Origin of the sequence: Acetivibrio saccincola, assembly GCF_002844395.1 — a bacterium.
Lineage (GTDB): Bacteria > Bacillota > Clostridia > Acetivibrionales > Acetivibrionaceae > Herbivorax > Herbivorax saccincola.
On the sequence record NZ_CP025197.1, the window covers coordinates 2,641,791 to 2,664,235 of the forward strand.

Here is a 22,445-nt window from a genome sequence, read left to right on the forward strand (position 1 = left end):
AATACAAATAGGTGGATAAGTTAAATATTTAAATTTTTCTTGAAAAATCATTTATATATTTAACAAATTATAAATTGCATTTCTACTCTATAACTGCTATAATAAAAAACGACAAAACCATGCTAATTTTCTGTTTTAATGCTTATTTTTTATTCTTAAAAAAATAAACTAAATTTGAAAGGAATGTGAAAAATTTCAATGTATACACCATTTCATATTAAAACCGGTTAAATCCATAATAAAAACAAAAAATACATAAACTTTTAGCAATACTTAAATTTTTAAGCATTATTTTTTTATATGTGCAAGCAAAAAAATTTATTATCAATTACAGTGGGGGTGTTCATAAAATGTCGAAAAAAGTCTTGGGGATTTTTTTTATAATATTAATATTTTCCATATGTAATGTATGTGGATTTGCACAAGAAGAAAGCTTAGTACAAAATCCAGGCTTTGAAATGTCTGACGAATACGCCAGACTTTGGGAGACATACCATTGGAGCGAAGAGTCTGAAGCAAGCGAATTTGGTATTGATGAAACGGTAAGCCATACCGGTTCAAAAAGCGCTTATATTGTAAGTAATTCAATGAGTGACGCAAGATATGTCCAGCATGTTCCGGTAAAAGGGGATACTTTTTATAAGTTTTCATGCTGGGTAAAAACAGAAAATGTACCTGAAGATACCCTAGGGGCAAATATTTCAGTACTGTATACCCTAACTACTTCCCGCGGGGTTACAGGTACAACTGAAAATTGGGAGTATGTTGAGTTTTATGGAAAAACCAGTCCCAATCAGGAGACGGTCGCCCTTTCCCTGGCCTTAGGGGGACATGGGAAGTTAAGCTCAGGTAAGGCCTGGTTTGACACTGTGGAAGTTGTAGAAGTAAGTGAAATTCCTGTAGGTGAAACCGCTCAAAGCTTAGAGCCCGATAATTCATCCCAGTCAGGTGATGCAGAAAGCAAAAGTAGTGGAAAGATTTTATCTATGATTCTCATACCCTTCGCAATACTTATATATGTGCTCTTTATATTATACAAGTCAAAAAAATCATCCGGCAATGATAAGAATAAGAATACCCCTTCTGATAATACTAAGAATACTAAAAAAAATACTAATAATACCCTTCCACCGGAAGATCAACAGATTTTTAAGGTAAGCTTTGATAAAAAAGACATAATAATAATGATTGCCATGACTGCGATTTATTTGGTAATCGCATTGTATAATCTCGGAAGTTTTAAAGTTCCAACCACTTCCTGGGAGTCTGTTTTACCGGGAGAAAGTTTTACCGTAGATCTTGGAAAAGAAGCAACCCTGTCAAGGGTATACTTTTTTACAGGCTTAGGTGGAGGCGTTATTAGTGTAGAATACCTTGACGAAAACCAAAATTTCTCTAATCTCATGACTTTTCAAAAGGACAAAGTCCTTGACATTTTTAAATGGAAGTACCAAGCTGTATCACCTGTTACCACCAGCAAATTACGGTTTACTTTTGAAAGTACCAATATGACTATAAATGAAATAGCAATAGTTGAACAAGGAAGTACCGTACCTTTAACAGGCATAAAAGTAGTAGACAAAAATGTTGGCTCTAATAATAAAGGAAATATAGAAAATCTTTTTGATGAACATGATAAATTTGCATACAGACCTTCATTTATGAACAGCATGTATTTAGATGAAATATACCATGCCAGAACTGCTTTTGAGCATATACACGGGATACAGCCATATGAAACAACCCACCCGCCTTTAGGAAAAGTATTTATGGCACTGGGTGTACTTATTTTTGGAATGGTGCCTTTCGGCTGGAGAATAATGGGTACACTTTTTGGAGTGGCTATGGTTCCTGCCATGTATGCTTTTGGTAAAAAAGTTTTTCACGACAGGTTCTTTGCATTTTCAGCTGCTTTTCTTATGATGTTTGATTCAATGCACTTTGCCCAGACAAGAATAGCAACTATAGACAGCTATGTTACACTTTTTGTTATACTCATGTATTATTATATGTATGACTACTTTGTAAATAAGTCCTACGTATTAGGATTCAAACAATCTTTAAAACCGCTGTTTTTAAGCGGCCTGTTCTTTGGGTTCGGGGCAGCAAGTAAGTGGATTGCCTTTTACGGTGCCGCAGGACTTGCAGTTCTGTTTTTCCTTAACAAATACTTAGAGTATACTGACTACAGGAAGATTGCCATGAGAAGCAAAAAGAAACCTGCATGGTTCCATGATTATGAAAGTTTATACCTGTTTGGCACCATGGGACTTTGCGTAATATTTTTTGTTATAATACCTGGAATAATATATGTACTATCATATCTGTCCTGGCCTGAAAGACCTGGTACAAGCCTTTTTAAAACTGTTGTAGACAACTTTAAATATATGCTAAGCTATCACTCTAAACTTACTGATACACACCCTTATCAATCAGCCTGGTGGGAATGGCCTTTTATGTCAAGACCTATGGCCTTTTACTTTGGAAGCGATCTTCCTGCAGGAGTTACATCTAAAATTTACACATTGGGAAACCCTGCAGTATGGTGGACCGGAATAGTTGCATTTTTGGCAATTGCAGCTATGGCACTCACAAAGGTAAAAAAACAGTTTTCACTATTATTCGTCCTTGCAGCATCATCTTTTGCTTATATTTCCATACCTAAAGATTTTATACCTTCAGAGGTTTGGATACTATCTTTCATATTATTAACACTAACAATACTTATATCTTCTAACTTTGATAAAAAAATCATTGCTTTTTCAGTAGGTTCTGCTGCAATATTTTCTGTAATTGCATTTAGCTTTCATAATGTTATAAAAACCAACAGCTACTATGTAAATTTCGATAACAGCTACTATAAAAATCCAAGCGTACAATCTTTAATGTGGATATTTTTACTAACATCTATAATAATTTTGTTGGTGGGAATATTCAGATTTGACCGGAAATTCTTCCCTATAGTGTTGGCTATGATTTTTCAATATGTTCCTTGGGTAGGCGTTCCAAGATGTACATTTATATACCACTATTTTACCATTATACCTTTCTTAATACTGTGCATTTTATATGTAATTAAGAAAGTCATTGATAAGTGGCAGGATTTCAAATATTTTGCTTATATTTACCTGGCATTGGTACTGGTAGTTTTTATACTATTCTATCCAGTTGTTTCAGGTATGCATGTAAATACTTCTTATTTAAAATTAATAGGATGGTTTTGGAATTTTTAAAATAATCTTTGGAGGGAAAAAATATGTCTGATAAGATAGTTTGTTCAGTAGTAGTGCCTCTTTATAATGAGGAAGAAGTTATTTTGGAAACATATAAAAGACTAAAAAAAGTTATGGACTCTACAAATGAATCCTATGAAATTATATTTGTTAACGACGGCAGCAGGGACAAAACTGAAGAAATGGCTCATGAAATATGCAATAATGATCCTAAAATCAAACTAATTAACTTTGCAAGAAACTTTGGTCATCAAATTGCCATAACTGCAGGTATGGACTATGCCGAAGGACAGGCTATTGTTGTCATAGATGCTGATTTACAAGACCCTCCTGAATTAATTCCAAAAATGCTGGAAAAGTGGAAAGAGGGCTATGATGTTGTATATGGAAAAAGACTTGCAAGGGAAGGGGAAACCTTCTTTAAAAAGTTTACGGCAAAAGTTTTCTACCGCTTTTTAAGAAAAATGACAGATGTAGATATCCCCGTTGATACCGGGGACTTTAGGTTAATCGACAGGAAAGTTGCAGAAGCTCTTAAACTGGTTAATGAGCGCAACAGATATATAAGAGGAATAATAAGCTGGCTTGGATTTAAACAAATAGGGGTTGAATTTAACAGGGATAAGCGCTTTGCCGGTGAAACCAAGTATCCTTTAAAAAAGATGCTTAAATTCGCTTTTGACGCTATAACCTCATTTTCATATAAACCTTTGAAACTGGCGTCATATATGGGCTTTTTCCTGTCATTTTTCAGCTTTATATACCTTCTGGTTGTTCTTTATACCAAACTTTTTTCAAAGAGCTTTGTACAAGCCGGATGGGCTTCTACCTTAGCTGTAAGCCTGTTTTTTAACGGCATTACCCTTATAATTCTTGGAATAATCGGGGAGTATATAGGAAGGATATATGATGAAGCTAAAGGCAGACCATTGTATATTATAAAAGAAACTAAAAACTTTTCTGAAGATAAAAAGGATAAAATAACAGTAAGAAACGGAAGGTAGTAGTAAACAGACATTTTGAAACCACGGGCACAGCCCGTGGTACTTTAATTGTAAAAAGTTTTAAATCATAAAAAGGCAAAAGTCTTGTCAACCAAAAAACAATTGACAAGACCATTTCTGGTGGAGGGGGACGGATTCGAACCATCGAAGGCTGAGCCAACAGATTTACAGTCTGCCCCCTTTGACCCCTCGGGAACCCCTCCATGTGGAGCTGGTGGACGGATTTGAACCCCCGACCTGCTGATTACAAGTCAGCTGCTCTACCAACTGAGCTACACCAGCTTATTAAATTTTCAATGGCGACCCGGAAGGGACTCGAACCCTCGACCTCCAGCGTGACAGGCTGGCATTCTAACCGACTGAACTACCGGGCCGTATCTCATTTGCACCTGCCCAACTGATTCGTCAGCGATAAACAACTTCTGACGAATCAGCCGCTTAATACAGGTTATCATGGTGACCCATAGGGGACTCGAACCCCTGTTACCGCCGTGAAAGGGCGGTGTCTTAACCGCTTGACCAATGGGCCATTGATAATTTTAATGTTTTTGCTGACAAACTATATTGTAACTGCATCTGTCGAAAAAGTCAAGCAATAAACTAAAAAATATTAAGAGTTTTAAAGTTTTGTGGTGAGCCATGAAGGAATCGAACCTTCGACACCTTGATTAAAAGTCAAGTGCTCTACCGACTGAGCTAATGGCTCACATAATTTTTGTGTCACACAATTACGTATTGTACAATAAAACATATCATTTTGTCAACAGTTTTTTTTAAATTTTTTTTATTTTTTTGTACCACTCCCTAAAAAGAGCTGTAAGGCTCTATTTTTTAGTCTATTATATTAATATGAAAAGCATAAATTTATGGTTCTTATATTATTCTGAAGCTCCCAAAACTTCCAGTAATGCTTCCTGCAGTACCTTAGAAAAGTTTATCCCTGCTTTTTCCGCTTTAACATTAAGCCAGTACGGAATTGTGCAATTCTTTTTAACTGCCCGGTTATCTACTTTCTTACAATATTCTGCAAAATCCACATCCACCCAGGTAGCAAAAAAAGATGCTGTTTTAAAAAACAGCATCCCTTTCATTTATTTTTAATATAAACACGTCTTACACCGCTATAGTTTGCTCTCTTTCCTTTCCTACGCCAATAAGCTTGATTTTTACTCCTACAATCTCTTCAATCCTTTTAAGGTACTTTTTTGCGTTTGCAGGAAGGTCTTCAAAAGTTTTTGCATTTGAAATATCGCTATCCGGCCATCCTTCAAACTCTTCATATACAGGAGTACATTTTTCAAGTTCTTTTAAGCTTGCCGGAAAACTATTTATTGTACGACCGTCTTTTTCGTAAGCCACACAAAGTTTTATATTGTTTAATTTACCAATGGTATCCACATGGTTAATTGCCAGCCCTGTAAGTCCGTTTACCCTGGCAGCATATCTTATCATAACGGTATCTAACCATCCGCAACGCCTTGGTCTTCTTGTTGTTGTACCATACTCGCCGCCAAGTTCCCTTATTGTATCACCAATTTCATTATCCTGTTCGGTAGGAAATGGTCCGGCTCCTACCCTTGATGTATAAGCTTTTAGCACACCATATATTTCATCAATATAAACAGGTCCGATTCCTGCACCTGTACAAACTCCTCCTGCAATGGGATTTGAAGATGTAACATAAGGATAAGTTCCAAAATCCAAGTCTAAAAATGTAGCCTGGGCTCCTTCAAACAGTATATCCTTTTTCTCAGTAATGGCATCAAAAAGCAGGCTGTTTACATCACATACATGTTTTTTTAAAATCCTTCCATACTCTAAATACTCTGATATTACCTCATCTTCATTGAGCTTTTCTCCTTGATAAACTTTTTCAATAATTAAATTTTTAATTTCCAAATTCTCTTTTACTTTTTCTACAAATACATCTTCATCAATAAGGTCACACATCCTGATTCCTGATCTATCGGTTTTATCAGAGTAGCATGGACCAATACCTCTTTTAGTTGTTCCTATACAGTTGCTTCCCCTGAATTTTTCCTGCAATTCATCTAACAGCCTGTGATAAGGCATTATAACATGAGCCCTGTCACTTATTAAAAGCTTATCAGTACTTACCCCTTTGCTGTTTAAATCCTTCATCTCATTTAACAGTACTTTAGGGTCAACCACTACACCATTCCCGATAATACAAGTTTTATCTTTATGCAATATCCCTGATGGTATAAGGTGTAGTGAATACTTTACGCCGTTTGCTACTATTGTATGCCCTGCATTATTCCCTCCGGAAAACCGTACTACTATGTCAGAGCTTTTAGCCAGCATATCAATATATTTGCCTTTTCCTTCATCCCCCCACTGGGTACCTATTACTACCCTGGTAGCCATTTTACCAATCCCCCTATTCTATAAAAGACAGCAAAAAAATTTTGGCAACAAAATAAGACACCAATATTTCTTATTGCTGTCAATGGCAAGATGTCTTATTTTGAAAAACGTCTTTTGGTATTATTGTTCTTTTTGAGCAAAATAATCATTTAGCTCTTTAACCAGTTTGTCAGCATCTATCCCATGAACTGCACATGCCTGTGAAATACTTTCACCTGAAGCAGACGGGCATCCTATGCAAAACATTCCGTTATTCATAAATACAGTAGCTGTACCTCTGTCCATCTCTAAAACATCTGATATTATCATATCTTTAGTAATTTTGCTCATATATTATCCCTCCAAATTTATTTTAATTTCATGTCTGTTTGAGCTTTTGCTGTCTCAGTTGCTAATTTATCAGAATTACCTTTCAACAGTGTTTATTATACACTAATATGTAGAAAAAATATACCCCTTATTTTCTATATTTCATTTTCCCAATTTCATATAAATCATTGCCTTCACTATCAATTACAACAACTGCCGGAAAATCCTTTACAGTTAGTTTTCTTATCGCTTCAGCCCCTAATTCAGGAAAAGCAATTATTTCTTCTTTAACTATCCTCAGGGCAATTAAAGCTGCTGCCCCGCCTATTGCTCCAAAATACACCGCCCCGTACTTTTTCATGGCATCTATAACCTCTTTGCTTCTCAAACCTTTTCCAATCATCCCTTTTAGACCAAGCTTTATCAATTCAGGTGTATATGCATCCATCCTGCCGCTGGTTGTAGGACCGGCAGAGCCGATAACTTCCCCGGGTCTTGCCGGGCAAGGCCCTACATAATATATAACCTGGTTTTCTATATCAAAAGGAAGTTCCTTTCCCTCACCTAAAAGAGCTATCATTTTTTTGTGAGCAGCATCCCTTGCAGTATAAATAATACCGCTAATACTAACTATATCCCCTGCTTTTAATTTTTTTGCCTTCTCTATGGTTAATGGGGTTTCTATAGAATAATTCATTGCCTCACCTTCTATAAATTACTTTTTTATTTATACAAATTACTTTTTTGATTCTATAAATCACACTTTTTTGTAATTTTTGTGTAGTTGCAGTTGATATAAAACTCTTTATATTACAGCTTCCCCATGCCTTGTAGCATGACAGCTGATATTTACCGCCACAGGAAGTCCTGCAATATGAGTTGGAAAAACCTCTATATTAACGGCTAAGGCAGTAACGGTTCCTCCAAGACCTGCCGGACCAATCCCTAATAAATTAATTCTATCCAAAACCTCTTCTTCAATTTTTCTGATATGTTCCAAATGGCTTCTTTTATTAATTGGCCTAATCAATGCCTTTTTAGCCAAGACAGCCGCTTTTTCCATAGTACCTCCAATACCCACACCAACAACAACAGGGGGGCAAGGGTTTGGTCCTGCTTTGTCAACAGTATCAATTATAAACTTTTTTATTCCCTCTTCCCCGTCAGAAGGTTTTAGCATTTTTAACCTGCTCATATTTTCACTTCCAAACCCCTTAGGAGCTATGGAAATTTTTATTTTGTCCCCTTCAATAATATTATAGTGAATTACAGCAGGAGTATTGTCATTGGTGTTGTTTCTTTTAATGGGGTCTTCTACCACTGATTTTCTTAAAAAACCTTTTTCATATCCTCTCCTGACCCCTTCATTTATTGCTTCCTCCAAATTTCCTCCAACTATACGGACATCCTGGCCTATATCCAAAAAAACCACAGCCATTCCTGTGTCCTGACAAATGGCCATTTCCTTTTCCCTTGCCAGTTTGGCATTTTCAATAAGTTTCTCTAATATATCTATACCCCTTTGAGACTCTTCATTAACTAAAGCATTTTTAAAACCTTCTAAAATATCATCATTTAAATAATAATTTGAATGCATGCATAATTTTTCTACAGTCTCAATAATTTCATTAACATGAATAGTTCTCATTTTATCTCCCAGCCTTTTTAATACTTATAATTGCATCAATTTTTTTGGCAATACATAATCTTATTATATCAAATCCGGTTTTGCAAATACAGCTAAAAGCTTTTCCCTTATACATCTTTATTTCTCTTTTTAAATTTATGGATTTACTATTGATATGAAATGTGTTAACATTACCTTTGAGTCTTCATGTTAATATAACAAACAGGTTCTGCATATAAATAGACTCTACAATTATGTAGAAAGGGGTTTTGGTGTTGTCAAATTCTTGTCAAAATATAATGGTTTGTATTACACAGCAAATTACCTGTGAAAGGTTAATTTTAAAAGCCTCTGACTTAGGAAACCAGTTAGAAGGTCAACTTTTTGTAATACATGTTGCTAAAAATGAATGGAACTTTTTAGACAATGCTAAAGAAAGTGAGGCTTTAGAATACCTGTTTAAAATTTCAAAATCCGTGGGAGCTAACCTGTCTGTTTTAAAATCTGACAATATAGTTGAAACATTGGTTAATTTTGCAAAGGAAAATGAAATAACTCATGTTGTAATGGGGGAATCCCCAAACCACCACAGTAAAAGCAATCTTCATACGGAACTTAGCCAATCACTTCCCGGCGTTGAAATTTTGGTTATCCCTTAAGTTTATCTTTAATAAATTTTTAGTTTATATTGTATTTTTTTAATAAAAATGTTGTTTTTTGTTTTATGTGTAAAAACTCTCTTTTTCTATGTTAAAAGAACATATTATTTTTTAAAAAAGTGGTTAAAACCCTTGACTTTATGACATTTTCATTATAAAATAATGTCGAATTCCAAAATTAGGAGGTTGTGTATATGAACAAAACAGATTTGATAAACTCAATTGCTGCTAAATCAGGTTTAAGCAAAAAGAACAGTGAAGCCGCTTTAAATGCATTTATTTCTTCTGTACAGGACGCTTTAAAAGCCGGTGAAAAAGTTGCTCTTGTTGGCTTTGGTACATTTGAAGTAAGAGACAGGGCAGCCAGAAAAGGAAGAAATCCTCAGACAAAAGAAGAAATCACAATCCCCGCATCAAAAGCTCCCGTATTTAGAGCAGGTAAGGCATTAAAGGAAATTGTTAATAAGTAAGATGTTAAAATCAAAATATTAAAGACTTGCCTAAAAAGCAAGTCTTTAATGTTTTTTCATTGCAATTCTTATTTTATCCGCCATCATGGCTATACACTCAGAATTGGTAGGTTTGCCTTTATTGTAGTTAATGGTATAGCCAAACAAAGAGTCCATTGCATCCGGATTACCTCTTGCCCATGCACTTTCAATTGCATTTCTTATTCCCCTTTCTACTTTTTGCGGGGAAATGTTAAACTTCTTTGCAACAGCCGGATACAATGTCTTGGTGATGGATCCAAAACACTTGGGGTTTTCAACGGCATTAATAATAGCCTCTCTCAAATACTGGTATCCTGCCATATGAGGAGGAATGCCTACTTCATGCATCAAGTTTGTTACTTCAACTTCAATATCAAAGGTACGGTCATTTTCATTGGCACATATGAAATGAGAATTTTTCGAAACAGGTCTGTAGGAATATGCCGTCATGTATTTTTCTTCATAAAGCTGACGTACCCTGGTTACCAAAACATCTATGTCAAAAGGTTTAATTATGTAGTATTCTGCCCCAAGGGAAATGGCCTTTTGTATAAATACATCCTGTCCTATTGCAGAAAGCATTATATATATGGGCTTACGTTCTAAATCCATATTTGACAACCGCTCTAATACTGCCAAACCGTCTAAATTTGGCATTATAACATCCAGTATAACAACCTCCGGCTTTAAAGAAACTATCATATCAATAGCCTTTAAGCCATCTTTTGCAATGCCAACAACACTAATATCATCATGCTGACTCATATAATCTTTTAAAAGTTCTGCAAATTCTGTATTATCGTCTGCAATTAAAACTGTAATTTTACCTTTCATTTCCCTTCCGCCTTCTGAATGTATAGTATTTACATTTTCTTTTTGTACTAATATTTATATTCTATTATAATATACAATTCAATAAAATAATACTATTTTTTCATTATTCTGCGACAAAATCCATGTCTGCACCTGAATTTTTCATTAACTCTACATATTCAGGAAAAGTAACTTTTATAGCTTCAGCAGTATCTATAGTTGTTTCTCCTTCTGCGTTTAGCCCTGCCAAACTCAAAGCCATAACAATCCTATGGTCATCATATCCTTTTAATCTGCAGCCTTTAAGATTGCTTCTCTTAATAACAAGCCCGTCTTCTAACTCCTTGATGTCAGCTCCCATTTTACTCAATTCTTCACACATAACTTTAATCCTGTCAGTTTCCTTTAATCTTGCCTGGGGCACATTTACAAGCTTTGTCACGCCTTCTGCAAAACAGGCTGCAACAGCCATTGCCGGAAGAGCATCAGGAATTGCATTCATATCTATTTCCCTTCCCTTAAGTCCATTGCCTTTTATTGTGATACTCCCATCTTCAACTTTCACAGATGCCCCCATATCCCCGAGTATTGAAAACACCTCTTTGTCTCCTTGAGGGTCATTAATATCTAAGTTTTCAAGGGTAAATTCCCCGCCTGATATAGCTGCCTGCACAGCAAAGAAGGTTGCAGAGGAAAAATCCCCGGGGATTGTGGCATCTATAGCATTATACCTTTGCCCGCCTTTTATATAAAAAGATTTATAATTGTTGTTTTCATATTTTATTCCAAATTTATCTAGCCACCATAATGTAATGTCTACATAAGGGATTTCATTTAATCTTGTAATATTTATTTCCGTATCCTTTTCAAAAAGTGGTGCATTTATAAGCAATGCTGAGAGATATTGGGAGGTTATGGAGTCTAAATCTGTAAACCCTCCTTTTATTTTTCCTTTAACAATTACCGGCGCCATGTCATTATTCCTGGTGGATAGAGCTTGCCCCCCTAAATTGTTCACCGCCTTTAACAGGGCACCTAATGGTCTTTTTCTTATCTGATAGTCCCCTGTAAAAACAGAGTAACCCTCCGCTAAGGCAGCTGTAACCGTTCCAAATCTTAATGTAGTCCCTGAGTTTCCTACGTTAATGACATCGCAGGGTGTAGAAGGTTCCCCGTTAAATCCCTCTATAACATATTTATCACCTAACATTTGAATTTTAGCACCTAATGCTTTGCATGTCTCAATTGCCGATTCTGCATCCCCTGAAATTAGAGGATTTTTAATTTCAGATTTGCCTTTTGCCAAAGAAGCAAAAAACAACCCCCTTATTGTATGGGATTTTGATCCGGGTATTTTAACCCTGCCACTCGTACTTGACTTTCTCACCTTTAATATCATTTTCTCGTCTCTCCTTTTCTACCCTTTCACTTACCTGACTGTACATCAAAACTTAGTTTTGTATTTTTTATTTATTTGACATACAATGCCTATTGTAATATTACATATTTTTAAATAATTTCTTTACAATATATATTTTAATATATTAAATGATTATAGACAAACTTTTATAATTAATATCTTCTATCACTTATTAAAAATATGTGCTAAAATATTACTATAATAAAAAATGTAGTTAAAATTTAAGCCTAAAAATACAATGATAAGGATGTAGTTTTATATGGATGGAACCATACTAATTATAGATTATTCTGAATATGAAAGGGAAAAAATCAAAATTACTTTTGATAATATTGGGGACTTTGAGTTTATTGAAATAAAAAAGCCAGACGAATTTTACAGTCTTAAAAGTATTAAACCTGATATCTCCCTTGTAATTATAGATATAGAATTTCCGGTGGCTGAGGAAGGCTTTAAAATCCTGTCTTCTTTAAAGAAACTTACTGCTGATACTCCTGTTATTATAGTTACAAAGGCAGATAATAAAACTTACCGTAAAACCGCTTTAGATTTTAATGTCCGGGATTATATAATAAAACCATACAGGACACAGCGCCTGGGAAATTCCGTCAGAAGTATATTAAAAATTGACCAGGCTAAATACAATATAGACAGCGCAAATGTTATAACTATGTCTGTTGAAGACTATATAACCAAAGAATTTAAGATTGCTTCCCGGGCCAATAAAAAGCTTTCAATAATACTCATAACCCCCGTGTATCCTTATAAGGCTACGTTGGAAAAAGATAAAAAAATTAATCCGGAATTTGAAAAAGATATGTATAATTCTGTTATCGAAAAGGTCAAACTTTCTTCAAGGTACACAGATACTGTTATACTAAATGACAACAAGGATATTCTGGTAATACTGCCCTTTACAGATGCAGCTGGGGCGTCAAAAGTTGTTGAAAAAATAAAGATTAGTGTTTCGGAGGCTTTAAATAATTTAGATTTTAAATTTGACCAACTTTTTTATACTGTATATTCAACTTTCCCTGATGACGGTAAAAATTTTCAGGCATTGATGAAAAAAGCCATTAAGCAGGTGGAAGATAAGATAATGCTGGAAAAAATAACATCTATTGGGGAAAATGCATTGGCTGATGCCAGAAATAAATATAATAAATTTAAAATGTAATTTTTTAGAAAGGAAAATGCTATGAAAGAAATAGAGCTTATTGCTACATGTGCTGCAGGCATAGAAGCTATGGTAAAAAGAGAAGTCCAAAAATTAGGATTTAAAGATATATCAACCGAAAACGGTAAAGTTACTTTTAAGGGAGATTTATCCAGCATTGCCAAAGCAAATATTAATTTAAGATGTGCTGACAGGGTGCTTTTAAAAATAGGAGAATTTGAAGCCCTTTCCTTTGAAGAGCTTTTTGAAAAAACCAAAGCCCTTCCATGGGATGAATGGATAACAGTGGATGGCAAATTTACCGTTTTGGGCAAATCGGTAAAGTCAAAACTTTTTAGCATTTCAGACTGCCAGGCAATTGTAAAAAAAGCCGTTGTGGAAAAATTAAAAACAAAATATAATGTGGAATGGTTTGAAGAAACCGGACCTGAATACACAATTCAGGTATCCCTTTTAAAGGATATTGCTACTTTAACTATAGATACCAGCGGTACTGCTCTTCACAAAAGAGGATACAGGAAAAGAATTGTAGCAGCACCTATCAAAGAAACCCTTGCCGCTGCAATGATTATGATAAGTTATTGGAACAAAAGCAAGCCTTTATTAGACTGTTTTTGTGGCTCAGGCACCATACCCATTGAGGCTGCCCTTATAGGAAAAAATATTGCACCGGGGCTTAACAGGACATTTGCATCTCAGGAATGGCCTGTTATAGATAAAAGTATATGGGAAAAAGAAAGACGCATTGCATTTCAGGCAATTGACCAGGATGTTGAATTAAAAATTTACGCATCGGATATTGACCCTGAAGCTGTGGAACTGGCAAGGGAAAACGCCTATGAAGCAGGTGTTGACGACTGTATAGATTTTTCCGTTTGCGATTTTAAAAATGCAAAAGTTAAGGGGGACTATGGTGTAGTGATATCCAATCCCCCATATGGTGAAAGAATCAGTGAAAAAAAAGAAGTGGAGAATTTATATAAGGATTTAGGAAAATTTTTGAAAAATTACCCCACTTGGTCCAAATATTTTTTAAGTCCTGTGGAAAAATTCGAGAGATTATACGGCAAAAAAGCCAGTAAAAAAAGAAAGCTATTTAACGGCAATATAAAAGTTGACTACTACCAGTTTTTCGGTCTACAGCCGCCAAAATGACTTTATTTGCCTTCCATGGCCTTTTTGGCAAACTCTGTATTTACTATGTTTTCATACGGAACTTCCTTTGTAAGTTCCCCTGCTTCTTTCATTACCTCCTGCAAAAGTTCAAAAGCTTCTTTTTTCATAACCGGGTCGCTGCACCATGCATCATTTTCTTTATACCTTTGTGCAACTTTTATTAAAATATCTTCATCTGCATCAGGAAAAGAAGGTTTTATAACTTCTGTAATTTCCTCCGGGGTGTGCTGCTCCACCCATTTTTGTCCTTTATATATTGCATTTGTAAATTTTTGAATGATATCTTTGTTTTCTTCTATATAGCTCTTTTTGGCAAAGTAAGCTGTATAAGGTATTTCCCCACTTTCCTTTCCAATGGAAGCTAAAACATATCCTCTGCCTTCTTTTTCTAGCATTGATGCAACAGGCTCAAACAAAGTTACATAATCCCCCTGCCCTCCTGTAAAAGCTCCTGCCATAAGGGCAAATTGTATACTGGTATCAACCACTAAATCTTCTTTAGGGTTTAATCCCTTCTTTTTAAGTACATATTCCAATGTCATGTAGGGAACTCCGCCTTTTCTACCGCCAATTAAAACGCTTCCTTTAAGATTTTCCCATTTAAAATTTTCTTCAGGTTTTCTTCCTACAAGAAATGAGCCGTCCCTTTTTGTAAGCTGGGCAAAGACCACCCCGTAATCTTCTTTCCCTTCATTGTACACATAAATTGCAGCTTCAGGTCCTGCAAAACCAATATCTGCCTGATCTGACAAAACCGCTGTCATAACTTTGTCTGCCCCTTGCCCTGTTGTAAGCTCTATTTCTAAACCTTCCTCTTCAAAAAAGCCTAGATTCAAAGCTACATACTGTGGAGCATAAAAAACTGAATGGGTAACTTCATTTAAACGTATCTTTTGGTAATCATTTTTGCTACATGCACAAAATGAAAGCAAAATTCCCAAAATCAAAATAAAAACCAAAATCTTTTTCATATTTCACACCTCCTAAAACCAATATATTCTTTCTCAAAGTGACAGGTGAATTATAAATAATTATTGTAAATAATTTTACTTGGATTTAATTATAATTTTTTCAATAAAAGCTACTACCTGGTACATGAGGGTTGCTGCAACAGATAAAATTAATACACTTGTCATAACCAAATCCAATTGGAACACCTGGCCTCCATAAACAATGAGATAACCTATACCTGATTTGGATACTAAAAATTCCCCCACTATCACCCCAACCCAGGACAAACCTACATTAACTTTAAGAGCATTGACAATAACGGGGTAGGAAGAGGGCAGCACAACTTTGGACAGCACCTGGAGCTTATTTGCTCCAAAAGTTTCAACTAGTTTTATTTTATCTTTATCCACCGACTGCAATCCATTTAAAACTTCAAGTATAGTTACAACTATGGATACAGACAGGGCAATCACAACTATTGCTGCAGGTCCGGCACCTATCCACACTATAAATATTGGCCCTAATGCTATTTTAGGTAAGCTGTTTAACACAATTAGGTAAGGTTCCATGACTTTTGAAAGAAAATCCGACCACCACAGTATAATGGCTGCAATGGTGCCAAGAAATGTTCCCAGTAAAAAACCTATTACCGTTTCAGCACAGGTAACTAAAATGTGTTTAAAAAGTTCCCCCTCATTGTAAAGGTTTAAAAAAGTTTTTATAATCCTTGAAGGCTGGCTTGTTATAAATGCATCTATAATTTTCAAATTTGCAGCCACTTCCCATAAAAGAAAAATCAGTATCACCAAAGCAATTTGTGTAAACAAAATAAGTATTTTGCGAAGTTTTATTTTTTTCAAATATTCCATATGTTCTTTTGATACCGGCACCTTTTTAGAACTAAACATGGACATCAAGCTCCTTCCATATCATGTTGAAATAATCTTTAAATTCCGGTGCCTCCCTTGCCGCCAACGGGCTTTTTTCTTTTTTGGAAAGTACAATATTGTGTATGCTTTTTACAGTACCCGGTCTTTTGGAAAGAACCATAACCCTGTCTGACAGGCTTATACTTTCAGCTATATCATGGGTAACAAGTATTGCCGTTTTGTTTTCTTTTTTTATTATCCTGAATATGTCATCAGCAACAGAAAGCCTGGTCTGATAGTCTAATGCAGAGAAGGCCTCATCTAAAAGAAGTATTTCCGGTTTTAAGGCAAGGGTTCTTATAAGAGCCGCTCTTTGTCTCATTCCTCCTGATAATTGGGACGGGTACTTATCTTTAAATTCACCAAGACCATATGTGTCCAAAAGGTTTAGTACATATTCTTTATTTTCTTTTGAAACTCTTTTTTTAATTTCAAGACCTAAAAGCACATTTTGTAAAATATTTCTCCATTCAAAAAGGTGATCTTTTTGAAGCATGTATCCTACTTTTTCAGATATCCCCGAAACCAGACTACCATCTATCAAAACTTCGCCACAAGAAGGTTTAATAAGACCTGCTATTAAAGACAGCAGAGTTGATTTTCCGCATCCGCTAGGACCTACAATGCTAAAAAATTCTCCTTTTTTTATAGAAAAGTTAATATCACGTAATGCATCTGTTTCCCCGTTTAAGGAATGATATTTCATGGAAACATTCTTAAGTTTTACAATACCATCCACTTTGAGCACCTCAATTTCAGGTCTTTATAACAGTATATTATTTGGTTTACTTAAAGGTGCTCATAAAAAATTATATATATCATTTAAAAGAGTTTAATATTTTAAATATTATTAAGAATTGAAGATAAATTATTTTTTAGACTTTTTATCCATTAATTTACCTGTAAAACTTCCTAAGCATACCCCTAAAACAACACAAACCAATGGCGGAAAACTATCCCAAATTACAAATTCTGCTATGGCAAGCATCCCTCCTATTACAGTTCCTGCCAACATTCCTATTTCTGTATAGGTGTATCCTTCCATTATCAATTTGCCCCTTCCAAAACTTTAGTTTAATAAATTCAATAAACTATATATTAGACGGGACAACCTTATAAAAAGTTCGCAAAACCCAGGTGGATATATACTCCACCTGGGTCCGGAATACTTAATTTATTTAATAGTTTTATTTTTTAATTATTATAGATTCCCCTGTCATTTCCTCAGGCTTTTCAACTCCCATAATGTCAAGGATTGTGGGGACAATATCAGCTAAACGCCCTTCTCTTAGGGAAACATCACCTAAACCTATTGCAATTAGAGGAACAGGGTTTGTTGTGTGGGCTGTAAAAGGCCCCCCGTTTTCATAATCCTTCATCTGCTCAGAGTTTCCATGGTCTGCAGTAATCAGCGCCACTCCACCCTGATCTAATATTGCAGGAATCACCTTTCCAAGGCATTCATCAATAGCTTCAATAGCAGATTTAGCTGCGTCAAAATTTCCTGTATGCCCTACCATGTCAGGATTTGCATAGTTTAAAACTATTACATCATAGACTTTTTGGTTAATTCTTTTTACAACCTCATCAGTTACTTCGTATGCACTCATCTCAGGTTTCATATCATAAGTAGCAACTTTAGGGGATGGTATCAGCACCCTGTCTTCTCCTTCGTATACAACCTCCACCCCTCCGTTAAAAAAGAATGTAACATGAGCATACTTTTCAGTTTCGGCAATTCTAAGCTGCCTGTAGCCCAATCTGCTTATATATTCACCAAAAGTATTTTTAAGGCTTTCAGGCTTAAATGCCACGTGAACATTTTTAAAAGTTTTATCATACTCTGTCATACACACAAAATATACGGGAAAATAACCTTTACCTCTTTCAAAACCATCAAAATCAGTTTCTGTAAAAGCTCTTGTTATTTCCCTTGCCCTGTCAGGTCTGAAGTTAAAGAATATAATTGAGTCATTTTCACCTATAGCCGCTACAGGAGTACCATTCTTTTTAATTACTGTAGGCTTTACAAATTCATCGTATTCTTCCCGTTTATATGACTCTTCAACAGCTTCCACCGCGCTTTGGGCTTCTAAGCCTTTTGACAGCACCATGGCATCATAAGCCAGCTGTACTCTTTCCCATCTGTTGTCCCTGTCCATGGCATAGTACCTTCCCATTACAGTGGCAATTTCACCTACGTCTATCTCTTTCAGCTTCTCTTCTAATTCTTCCACATATCCCTTTGCACTGTCCGGTGGTACATCCCTTCCGTCAAAGAAGCAATGTATATATACATCATTGAAATTTTTTCTTTTTGCAAATTCCAATAATCCGTACAAGTGGGTATTATGGCTATGTACACCCCCGTCGGATAAAAGACCGAATAAATGAAGTTTTGAATTGTGTTTTTTGCAGTTTTCTATAGCATCAATAAACTCTTTCTTTTCAAAAAAGTCACCGTCTTCTATGGATTTTGTAATGCGTGTAAGCTCCTGGTATACAATCCTTCCGGCTCCGATATTTGTATGACCTACTTCAGAGTTACCCATCTGCCCGTCAGGAAGACCTACATCCATCCCACTTGTCCTAATGATGGTATTGGGATACTCTTTCATAAACCTGTCAATATTGGGCTTGTTGGCAGCTTTTATTGCATTTCCCTCTTCCCTTGGGTTTATTCCGTACCCGTCTAAAATAATAAGGGCAACCAATCTATCTTTCATACCTTCCCTTCCTTTCTTTTACTTATCAATTTTTTAAGGAAAATATAAACCCCCTTATGCCAAAAACAGGCAGGGGGTTTTGTCTGTTAATATATCCTGTTGTTATTTGTTGTAGTTAACAATTTTGTCAAATTCGTCAAGGTCAAGACTTGCACCACCTACAAGTCCTCCGTCTATATCAGGCATAGTGAAAAGCTCTTTTGCATTTGATGCTTTAACGCTTCCGCCATACAGTATCCTTATGGCATCTGCCACATCTTTTCCATACAGCTCTTCTATAACTTTTCTTATTACTGCACAAACTTCTTGAGCCTGCTCACTTGTAGCCGTCTTACCCGTTCCGATGGCCCATATAGGTTCATAAGCTATAACAGCCTCTTTTACCTGTTCTGCACTAAGACCTAAAAGAGCTATTTTTACCTGGTACCTGACTAATTCAGAAGTTACACCCTGCTCCCTCTGAGTCAGTGACTCTCCGACACAGATTATAGGCTTTAAACCATATTTAAAAGCTGCATGAGTCTTTTTGTTTACAGTCTCATCAGTCTCTGCAAAGTACTGTCTTCTTTCTGAGTGACCTATTATAACATACTCCACTCCTAAATCAGCCAGCATGGCACCTGAGACTTCCCCTGTAAAAGCTCCATTTTCTTCCCAGTGCATATTTTGTGCTGCTACTTTTATGTTTGAGCCTTCAACAGCTTTCTTAACTGATGGAATGCATACGAAAGGCACCCCTGTAATCACTTCCGTATCGGCACCCGCAACTTTGTCTTTCAAAGCCTGAACAAATTCAACGGCTTCCGTTGCAGTTTTGTTCATTTTCCAGTTTCCTGCTGCAATTTTTACTCTGCTCATTTATATTTTCCCCCTTATTTGTCCATTAAAACATCTATTCCCGGAAGTACTTTTCCTTCCAAAAATTCCAAAGATGCTCCTCCTCCGGTAGAAATATGTGTTACTTTGTCTGCAAAACCTAATTTCTCAATAGCTGCAGCTGAATCACCGCCGCCGATAATGGAAACAGCACCTGACTCTGCAACTGCTTTTGCAACAGCTTTTGAACCATTTGCAAAGTTATCAAACTCAAATACCCCCATAGGTCCGTTCCAAACAACAGTTTTTGCATTTTTTAATTCATTTGAAAATAATTCTATAGTCTCAGGTCCTATATCCATACCCATCCATCCGTCAGGTATTTTGCATGATTCAACTACTTTGCTTTCTGCATCATTTTTAAATTCAGTTGCTACCACATTATCCACCGGAAGCAATAATTTAACACCTTTCTTTTCTGCCTTTTCCAATAAACTTTTAGCAAGTTCCACTTTATCCTCTTCACAAATGGAAGTACCCACTCCGTAACCCTTAGCTTTAAAGAATGTATATGCCATTCCACCGCCTATTATAAGGGTGTCTACTTTATCAATAAGGTTTTCTATAACAGCTATTTTGTCTGACACCTTAGCTCCTCCAAGTATTGCTACAAAAGGTCTTTCAGGGTTTGAAAGGGCTTTGCCCATAACTTCAATTTCCTTCTTTATAAGGTATCCGCAAACTGCAGGAAGGTAGTCAGCAAGCCCTGCTGTTGAAGCATGAGCCCTGTGAGCTGTTCCAAATGCATCATTTACATAAATTTCTGCCATGCTTGCCAGTTCTTTTGCAAAATCAGGGTCATTTTTAGTTTCTTCCTTGTGGAATCTCACGTTTTCAAGAAGAAGTACTTCGCCTTCTTTTAAGGAAGCAGCCTTTTCTTTTGCATCTTCCCCAATTACGTCTTTTGCTAAAATTACTTCTTTACCTAATAGCTCCCCTAATCTATCTGCCACAGGTTTCATACTGAATTTATCTTCAAAACCGTTCTTAGGTCTTCCTAGATGGGATACCAATATTGTCTTTGCACCGTTTTCAACCAGGTACTTAATGGTAGGAAGTGCTCCTACAATTCTTTTGTCGTCTGTTATTTTGCAGTTTTCATCTAAAGGCACGTTAAAATCCACTCTCACAATGACTTTTTTGCCTTTAACATCTATATCTTCAATGGCTTTTTTATTCATCATTCCCATAAATTCACGCTCCCTTAATTATAAATTTTTTCCCCTTTATTAATTAAATTTATTTAAAACTAATTAATGTATATATCTACTACATTCATTTTAAAAAGGCTCGGTTGTATAACCGAACCTTTAAATAGCAACCTCTCTTAATACAGTCTTATATAACTTAAAGTTAAAATTATTTTGAATCAACTGAAGCCATATGGCAAATTAAATCAATAACTTTGTTTGAATATCCCCACTCATTGTCGTACCATGCAACAAGTTTAACAAAGTTGTCATTTAAAGCTATACCTGCTTTAGCATCAAATACTGAAGTTCTAGCTTCGCCAATGAAGTCTGATGATACAACATCATCTTCAGTATATCCCAAAATACCTTTTAATTCATTTTCTGAAGCTTTCTTAATCGCAGCTTTTATTTCTTCATAGCTGGTTGGTTTTTCTAAACGGCAAGTCAAGTCTACAACAGACACGTCAAGAGTTGGTACTCTGAATGCCATACCTGTAAGTTTTCCGTTTAGTTCAGGAATAACTTTTCCAACAGCTTTTGCTGCTCCTGTGGATGAAGGAATAATATTTCCTGCTGCTGCACGTCCGCCTCTCCAGTCTTTCTTTGAAGGACCGTCAACTGTCTTTTGTGTAGCTGTTGTAGCGTGTACAGTTGTCATTAAACCTTCAACTATACCAAAATTGTCATGAATTACTTTAGCTAGAGGCGCTAAACAGTTTGTTGTACATGAAGCATTTGATACAACATCCATATCTTTTGTATACTTGTCATGGTTAACTCCCATAACAAACATTGGAGCATCCTTTGAAGGAGCACTTATTACTACTTTTTTAGCACCAGCACTTATGTGAGCTGAAGCTTTTTCTGTAGTTGTAAATACACCTGTGGATTCTACAATGTACTCTGCACCACATTCTTTCCATGGAATTTCTGAAGGTTCCATGCATGCATAAACACTTATTTCTTTTCCGTTAACAACAAGTTTACCGTCTTTACTTGAAATTTCACCTTTAAATTGACCATGCACAGTGTCATATTTTAACATATACTTCATGTACTCCAGATCAATAAACGGGTCATTGATACCAACAACCTCAACATCCGGATTGTCGATAGAAGCTCTGAATACTAAACGTCCTATACGACCAAAACCATTAATTCCAACTTTTACTGCCATAATTTTCTCCTCCTATGTAATTTATTGGTACTTATTTTAAGCTACATGGTAGCATCAATGCAAAAAGTAATAAATTATATAATATACCATGAACATTTTATATTATTTCTTTTTGATTTTCAATACCTATATCAAAAAAATAATTAATTTTTTAACAAAGTTTTTTTATTTCCAATAAAAGTGCGTATAACTCCAGTAAAATGTAATAAAAATAGTTTTCTCAAATTCCTTATTTTTATTCGTGTATCTAAAAATTCTATTTTTTTTAAAGTTATCCAATAATAAAATTTTCTAAT

General features: G+C 35.5%; 21 protein-coding genes and 5 tRNA genes. 6 read left to right on the plus strand and 20 right to left on the minus strand.

The features are described 5' to 3' along the window. Positions 1-350: 350 nt before the first annotated feature. Both HVS_RS11875 and HVS_RS11880 read left to right on the plus strand, forming a co-directional pair. Positions 351-3,233: a glycosyltransferase family 39 protein gene (locus HVS_RS11875; protein ID WP_101302646.1), complete on the plus strand. Its 2,883-nt coding sequence runs from the start codon at positions 351-353 to the stop codon at positions 3,231-3,233. A gap of 23 nt (positions 3,234-3,256) precedes the next feature. Further along, entirely contained in the window at positions 3,257-4,237 is a 981-nt protein-coding gene (locus HVS_RS11880) for a glycosyltransferase family 2 protein (RefSeq protein ID WP_101302648.1), read from the plus strand. A 118-nt stretch (positions 4,238-4,355) separates the two neighbouring features. On the opposite strand, the gene HVS_RS11885 is transcribed toward HVS_RS11880, so the two are convergent. From HVS_RS11885 to HVS_RS11930, 10 genes are all read right to left on the minus strand, one after another. After that, a tRNA-Tyr gene (locus tag HVS_RS11885) sits at positions 4,356-4,440 on the minus strand. 3 nt (positions 4,441-4,443) lie between these two features. Beyond that, positions 4,444-4,519, minus strand: a tRNA-Thr gene (locus HVS_RS11890). A 15-nt stretch (positions 4,520-4,534) separates the two neighbouring features. Further along, a tRNA-Asp gene (locus HVS_RS11895) sits at positions 4,535-4,611 on the minus strand. Between the two features lie 80 nt (positions 4,612-4,691). Then, positions 4,692-4,766, minus strand: a tRNA-Glu gene (locus tag HVS_RS11900). Positions 4,767-4,867: 101 nt separating this feature from the next. After that, a tRNA-Lys gene (locus HVS_RS11905) sits at positions 4,868-4,943 on the minus strand. A 172-nt stretch (positions 4,944-5,115) separates the two neighbouring features. Further along, positions 5,116-5,319 (minus strand): hypothetical protein, encoded by a 204-nt coding sequence (locus tag HVS_RS11910; protein ID WP_192876539.1) that lies wholly within the window; start codon positions 5,317-5,319, stop codon positions 5,116-5,118. Positions 5,320-5,350: 31 nt separating this feature from the next. Beyond that, a complete protein-coding gene (locus tag HVS_RS11915) occupies positions 5,351-6,625 on the minus strand; it encodes an adenylosuccinate synthase (protein WP_101302650.1) in 1,275 nt (424 codons plus the stop codon). 120 nt (positions 6,626-6,745) lie between these two features. Beyond that, positions 6,746-6,955: a DUF1858 domain-containing protein gene (locus HVS_RS11920; RefSeq protein ID WP_101302652.1), complete on the minus strand. Its 210-nt coding sequence runs from the start codon at positions 6,953-6,955 to the stop codon at positions 6,746-6,748. 127 nt (positions 6,956-7,082) lie between these two features. Next, complete coding sequence (locus HVS_RS11925; protein ID WP_101302654.1) at positions 7,083-7,631, minus strand: Fe-S-containing hydro-lyase; 549 nt, start codon at positions 7,629-7,631, stop codon at positions 7,083-7,085. Between the two features lie 108 nt (positions 7,632-7,739). Then, a complete protein-coding gene (locus HVS_RS11930) occupies positions 7,740-8,582 on the minus strand; it encodes a fumarate hydratase (protein WP_101302657.1) in 843 nt (280 codons plus the stop codon). A 278-nt stretch (positions 8,583-8,860) separates the two neighbouring features. On the opposite strand from HVS_RS11930, the gene HVS_RS11935 reads away from it, so the two are divergent. Continuing rightward, the gene (locus HVS_RS11935) at positions 8,861-9,220 is read left to right on the plus strand and encodes an adenine nucleotide alpha hydrolase family protein (protein WP_101304268.1); all 360 of its coding nucleotides are present in this window, start codon (positions 8,861-8,863) and stop codon (positions 9,218-9,220) included. Between the two features lie 194 nt (positions 9,221-9,414). Continuing rightward, complete coding sequence (locus tag HVS_RS11940) at positions 9,415-9,690, plus strand: HU family DNA-binding protein (RefSeq protein ID WP_101302660.1); 276 nt, start codon at positions 9,415-9,417, stop codon at positions 9,688-9,690. 45 nt (positions 9,691-9,735) lie between these two features. Here HVS_RS11940 and spo0A read toward each other — a convergent pair whose 3' ends face one another. Next, positions 9,736-10,545 (minus strand): sporulation transcription factor Spo0A, encoded by an 810-nt coding sequence (spo0A, locus tag HVS_RS11945; RefSeq protein WP_101302662.1) that lies wholly within the window; start codon positions 10,543-10,545, stop codon positions 9,736-9,738. A gap of 103 nt (positions 10,546-10,648) precedes the next feature. After that, positions 10,649-11,923: a 3-phosphoshikimate 1-carboxyvinyltransferase gene (gene aroA / locus HVS_RS11950; protein WP_101302664.1), complete on the minus strand. Its 1,275-nt coding sequence runs from the start codon at positions 11,921-11,923 to the stop codon at positions 10,649-10,651. Between the two features lie 280 nt (positions 11,924-12,203). On the opposite strand from aroA, the gene HVS_RS11955 reads away from it, so the two are divergent. Next, positions 12,204-13,121 (plus strand): response regulator, encoded by a 918-nt coding sequence (locus HVS_RS11955; RefSeq protein WP_101302666.1) that lies wholly within the window; start codon positions 12,204-12,206, stop codon positions 13,119-13,121. Positions 13,122-13,142: 21 nt separating this feature from the next. Next, the gene (locus tag HVS_RS11960) at positions 13,143-14,276 is read left to right on the plus strand and encodes a THUMP domain-containing class I SAM-dependent RNA methyltransferase (RefSeq protein WP_101302668.1); all 1,134 of its coding nucleotides are present in this window, start codon (positions 13,143-13,145) and stop codon (positions 14,274-14,276) included. A 2-nt stretch (positions 14,277-14,278) separates the two neighbouring features. On the opposite strand, the gene HVS_RS11965 is transcribed toward HVS_RS11960, so the two are convergent. From HVS_RS11965 to gap, 8 genes are all read right to left on the minus strand, one after another. Beyond that, the gene (locus tag HVS_RS11965) at positions 14,279-15,268 is read right to left on the minus strand and encodes an ABC transporter substrate-binding protein (RefSeq protein ID WP_101302670.1); all 990 of its coding nucleotides are present in this window, start codon (positions 15,266-15,268) and stop codon (positions 14,279-14,281) included. 75 nt (positions 15,269-15,343) lie between these two features. Continuing rightward, entirely contained in the window at positions 15,344-16,156 is an 813-nt protein-coding gene (locus HVS_RS11970; RefSeq protein WP_412779135.1) for an ABC transporter permease, read from the minus strand. Then, positions 16,149-16,916, minus strand: coding sequence for an ABC transporter ATP-binding protein (locus HVS_RS11975; RefSeq protein ID WP_101302675.1), 768 nt, complete (start codon positions 16,914-16,916; stop codon positions 16,149-16,151). The genes HVS_RS11970 and HVS_RS11975 overlap by 8 nt, the downstream gene beginning before the upstream one ends. A gap of 129 nt (positions 16,917-17,045) precedes the next feature. After that, positions 17,046-17,222 carry a hypothetical protein gene (locus HVS_RS16590; protein WP_157943028.1) on the minus strand — a complete coding sequence of 59 codons (177 nt, stop codon included), beginning with the start codon at positions 17,220-17,222 and terminating at the stop codon, positions 17,046-17,048. A gap of 142 nt (positions 17,223-17,364) precedes the next feature. Next, positions 17,365-18,903: a 2,3-bisphosphoglycerate-independent phosphoglycerate mutase gene (gene gpmI, locus HVS_RS11980; RefSeq protein WP_101302677.1), complete on the minus strand. Its 1,539-nt coding sequence runs from the start codon at positions 18,901-18,903 to the stop codon at positions 17,365-17,367. A 102-nt stretch (positions 18,904-19,005) separates the two neighbouring features. After that, complete coding sequence (tpiA, locus tag HVS_RS11985) at positions 19,006-19,761, minus strand: triose-phosphate isomerase (RefSeq protein WP_101302680.1); 756 nt, start codon at positions 19,759-19,761, stop codon at positions 19,006-19,008. A 14-nt stretch (positions 19,762-19,775) separates the two neighbouring features. After that, the gene (locus HVS_RS11990) at positions 19,776-20,969 is read right to left on the minus strand and encodes a phosphoglycerate kinase (RefSeq protein WP_101302682.1); all 1,194 of its coding nucleotides are present in this window, start codon (positions 20,967-20,969) and stop codon (positions 19,776-19,778) included. A gap of 169 nt (positions 20,970-21,138) precedes the next feature. Further along, a complete protein-coding gene (gap, locus tag HVS_RS11995; RefSeq protein ID WP_101302684.1) occupies positions 21,139-22,149 on the minus strand; it encodes a type I glyceraldehyde-3-phosphate dehydrogenase in 1,011 nt (336 codons plus the stop codon). Between the last annotated feature and the right edge of the window lie 296 nt (positions 22,150-22,445).

Excerpts from the sequence above, each read along its gene's own strand:
- HVS_RS11920 (WP_101302652.1), bottom strand. The coding sequence starts at position 6,955 with ATGAGCAAAATTACTAAAGATATGATAATATCAGATGTTTTAGAGATG.
- aroA (WP_101302664.1), bottom strand. The coding sequence starts at position 11,923 with ATGATATTAAAGGTGAGAAAGTCAAGTACGAGTGGCAGGGTTAAAATA.
- HVS_RS11960 (WP_101302668.1), top strand. The coding sequence starts at position 13,143 with ATGAAAGAAATAGAGCTTATTGCTACATGTGCTGCAGGCATAGAAGCT.
- spo0A (WP_101302662.1), bottom strand. The coding sequence starts at position 10,545 with ATGAAAGGTAAAATTACAGTTTTAATTGCAGACGATAATACAGAATTT.
- gpmI (WP_101302677.1), bottom strand. The coding sequence starts at position 18,903 with ATGAAAGATAGATTGGTTGCCCTTATTATTTTAGACGGGTACGGAATA.
- tpiA (WP_101302680.1), bottom strand. The coding sequence starts at position 19,761 with ATGAGCAGAGTAAAAATTGCAGCAGGAAACTGGAAAATGAACAAAACT.
- HVS_RS11875 (WP_101302646.1), top strand. The coding sequence starts at position 351 with ATGTCGAAAAAAGTCTTGGGGATTTTTTTTATAATATTAATATTTTCC.
- HVS_RS11940 (WP_101302660.1), top strand. The coding sequence starts at position 9,415 with ATGAACAAAACAGATTTGATAAACTCAATTGCTGCTAAATCAGGTTTA.
- HVS_RS11910 (WP_192876539.1), bottom strand. The coding sequence starts at position 5,319 with ATGCTGTTTTTTAAAACAGCATCTTTTTTTGCTACCTGGGTGGATGTG.
- HVS_RS11930 (WP_101302657.1), bottom strand. The coding sequence starts at position 8,582 with ATGAGAACTATTCATGTTAATGAAATTATTGAGACTGTAGAAAAATTA.
- HVS_RS11990 (WP_101302682.1), bottom strand. The coding sequence starts at position 20,969 with ATGGGAATGATGAATAAAAAAGCCATTGAAGATATAGATGTTAAAGGC.
- HVS_RS11925 (WP_101302654.1), bottom strand. The coding sequence starts at position 7,631 with ATGAATTATTCTATAGAAACCCCATTAACCATAGAGAAGGCAAAAAAA.
- HVS_RS11970 (WP_412779135.1), bottom strand. The coding sequence starts at position 16,156 with ATGTTTAGTTCTAAAAAGGTGCCGGTATCAAAAGAACATATGGAATAT.
- HVS_RS11955 (WP_101302666.1), top strand. The coding sequence starts at position 12,204 with ATGGATGGAACCATACTAATTATAGATTATTCTGAATATGAAAGGGAA.
- HVS_RS11915 (WP_101302650.1), bottom strand. The coding sequence starts at position 6,625 with ATGGCTACCAGGGTAGTAATAGGTACCCAGTGGGGGGATGAAGGAAAA.
- HVS_RS11880 (WP_101302648.1), top strand. The coding sequence starts at position 3,257 with ATGTCTGATAAGATAGTTTGTTCAGTAGTAGTGCCTCTTTATAATGAG.
- HVS_RS11935 (WP_101304268.1), top strand. The coding sequence starts at position 8,861 with ATGGTTTGTATTACACAGCAAATTACCTGTGAAAGGTTAATTTTAAAA.
- HVS_RS16590 (WP_157943028.1), bottom strand. The coding sequence starts at position 17,222 with ATGGAAGGATACACCTATACAGAAATAGGAATGTTGGCAGGAACTGTA.
- gap (WP_101302684.1), bottom strand. The coding sequence starts at position 22,149 with ATGGCAGTAAAAGTTGGAATTAATGGTTTTGGTCGTATAGGACGTTTA.
- HVS_RS11965 (WP_101302670.1), bottom strand. The coding sequence starts at position 15,268 with ATGAAAAAGATTTTGGTTTTTATTTTGATTTTGGGAATTTTGCTTTCA.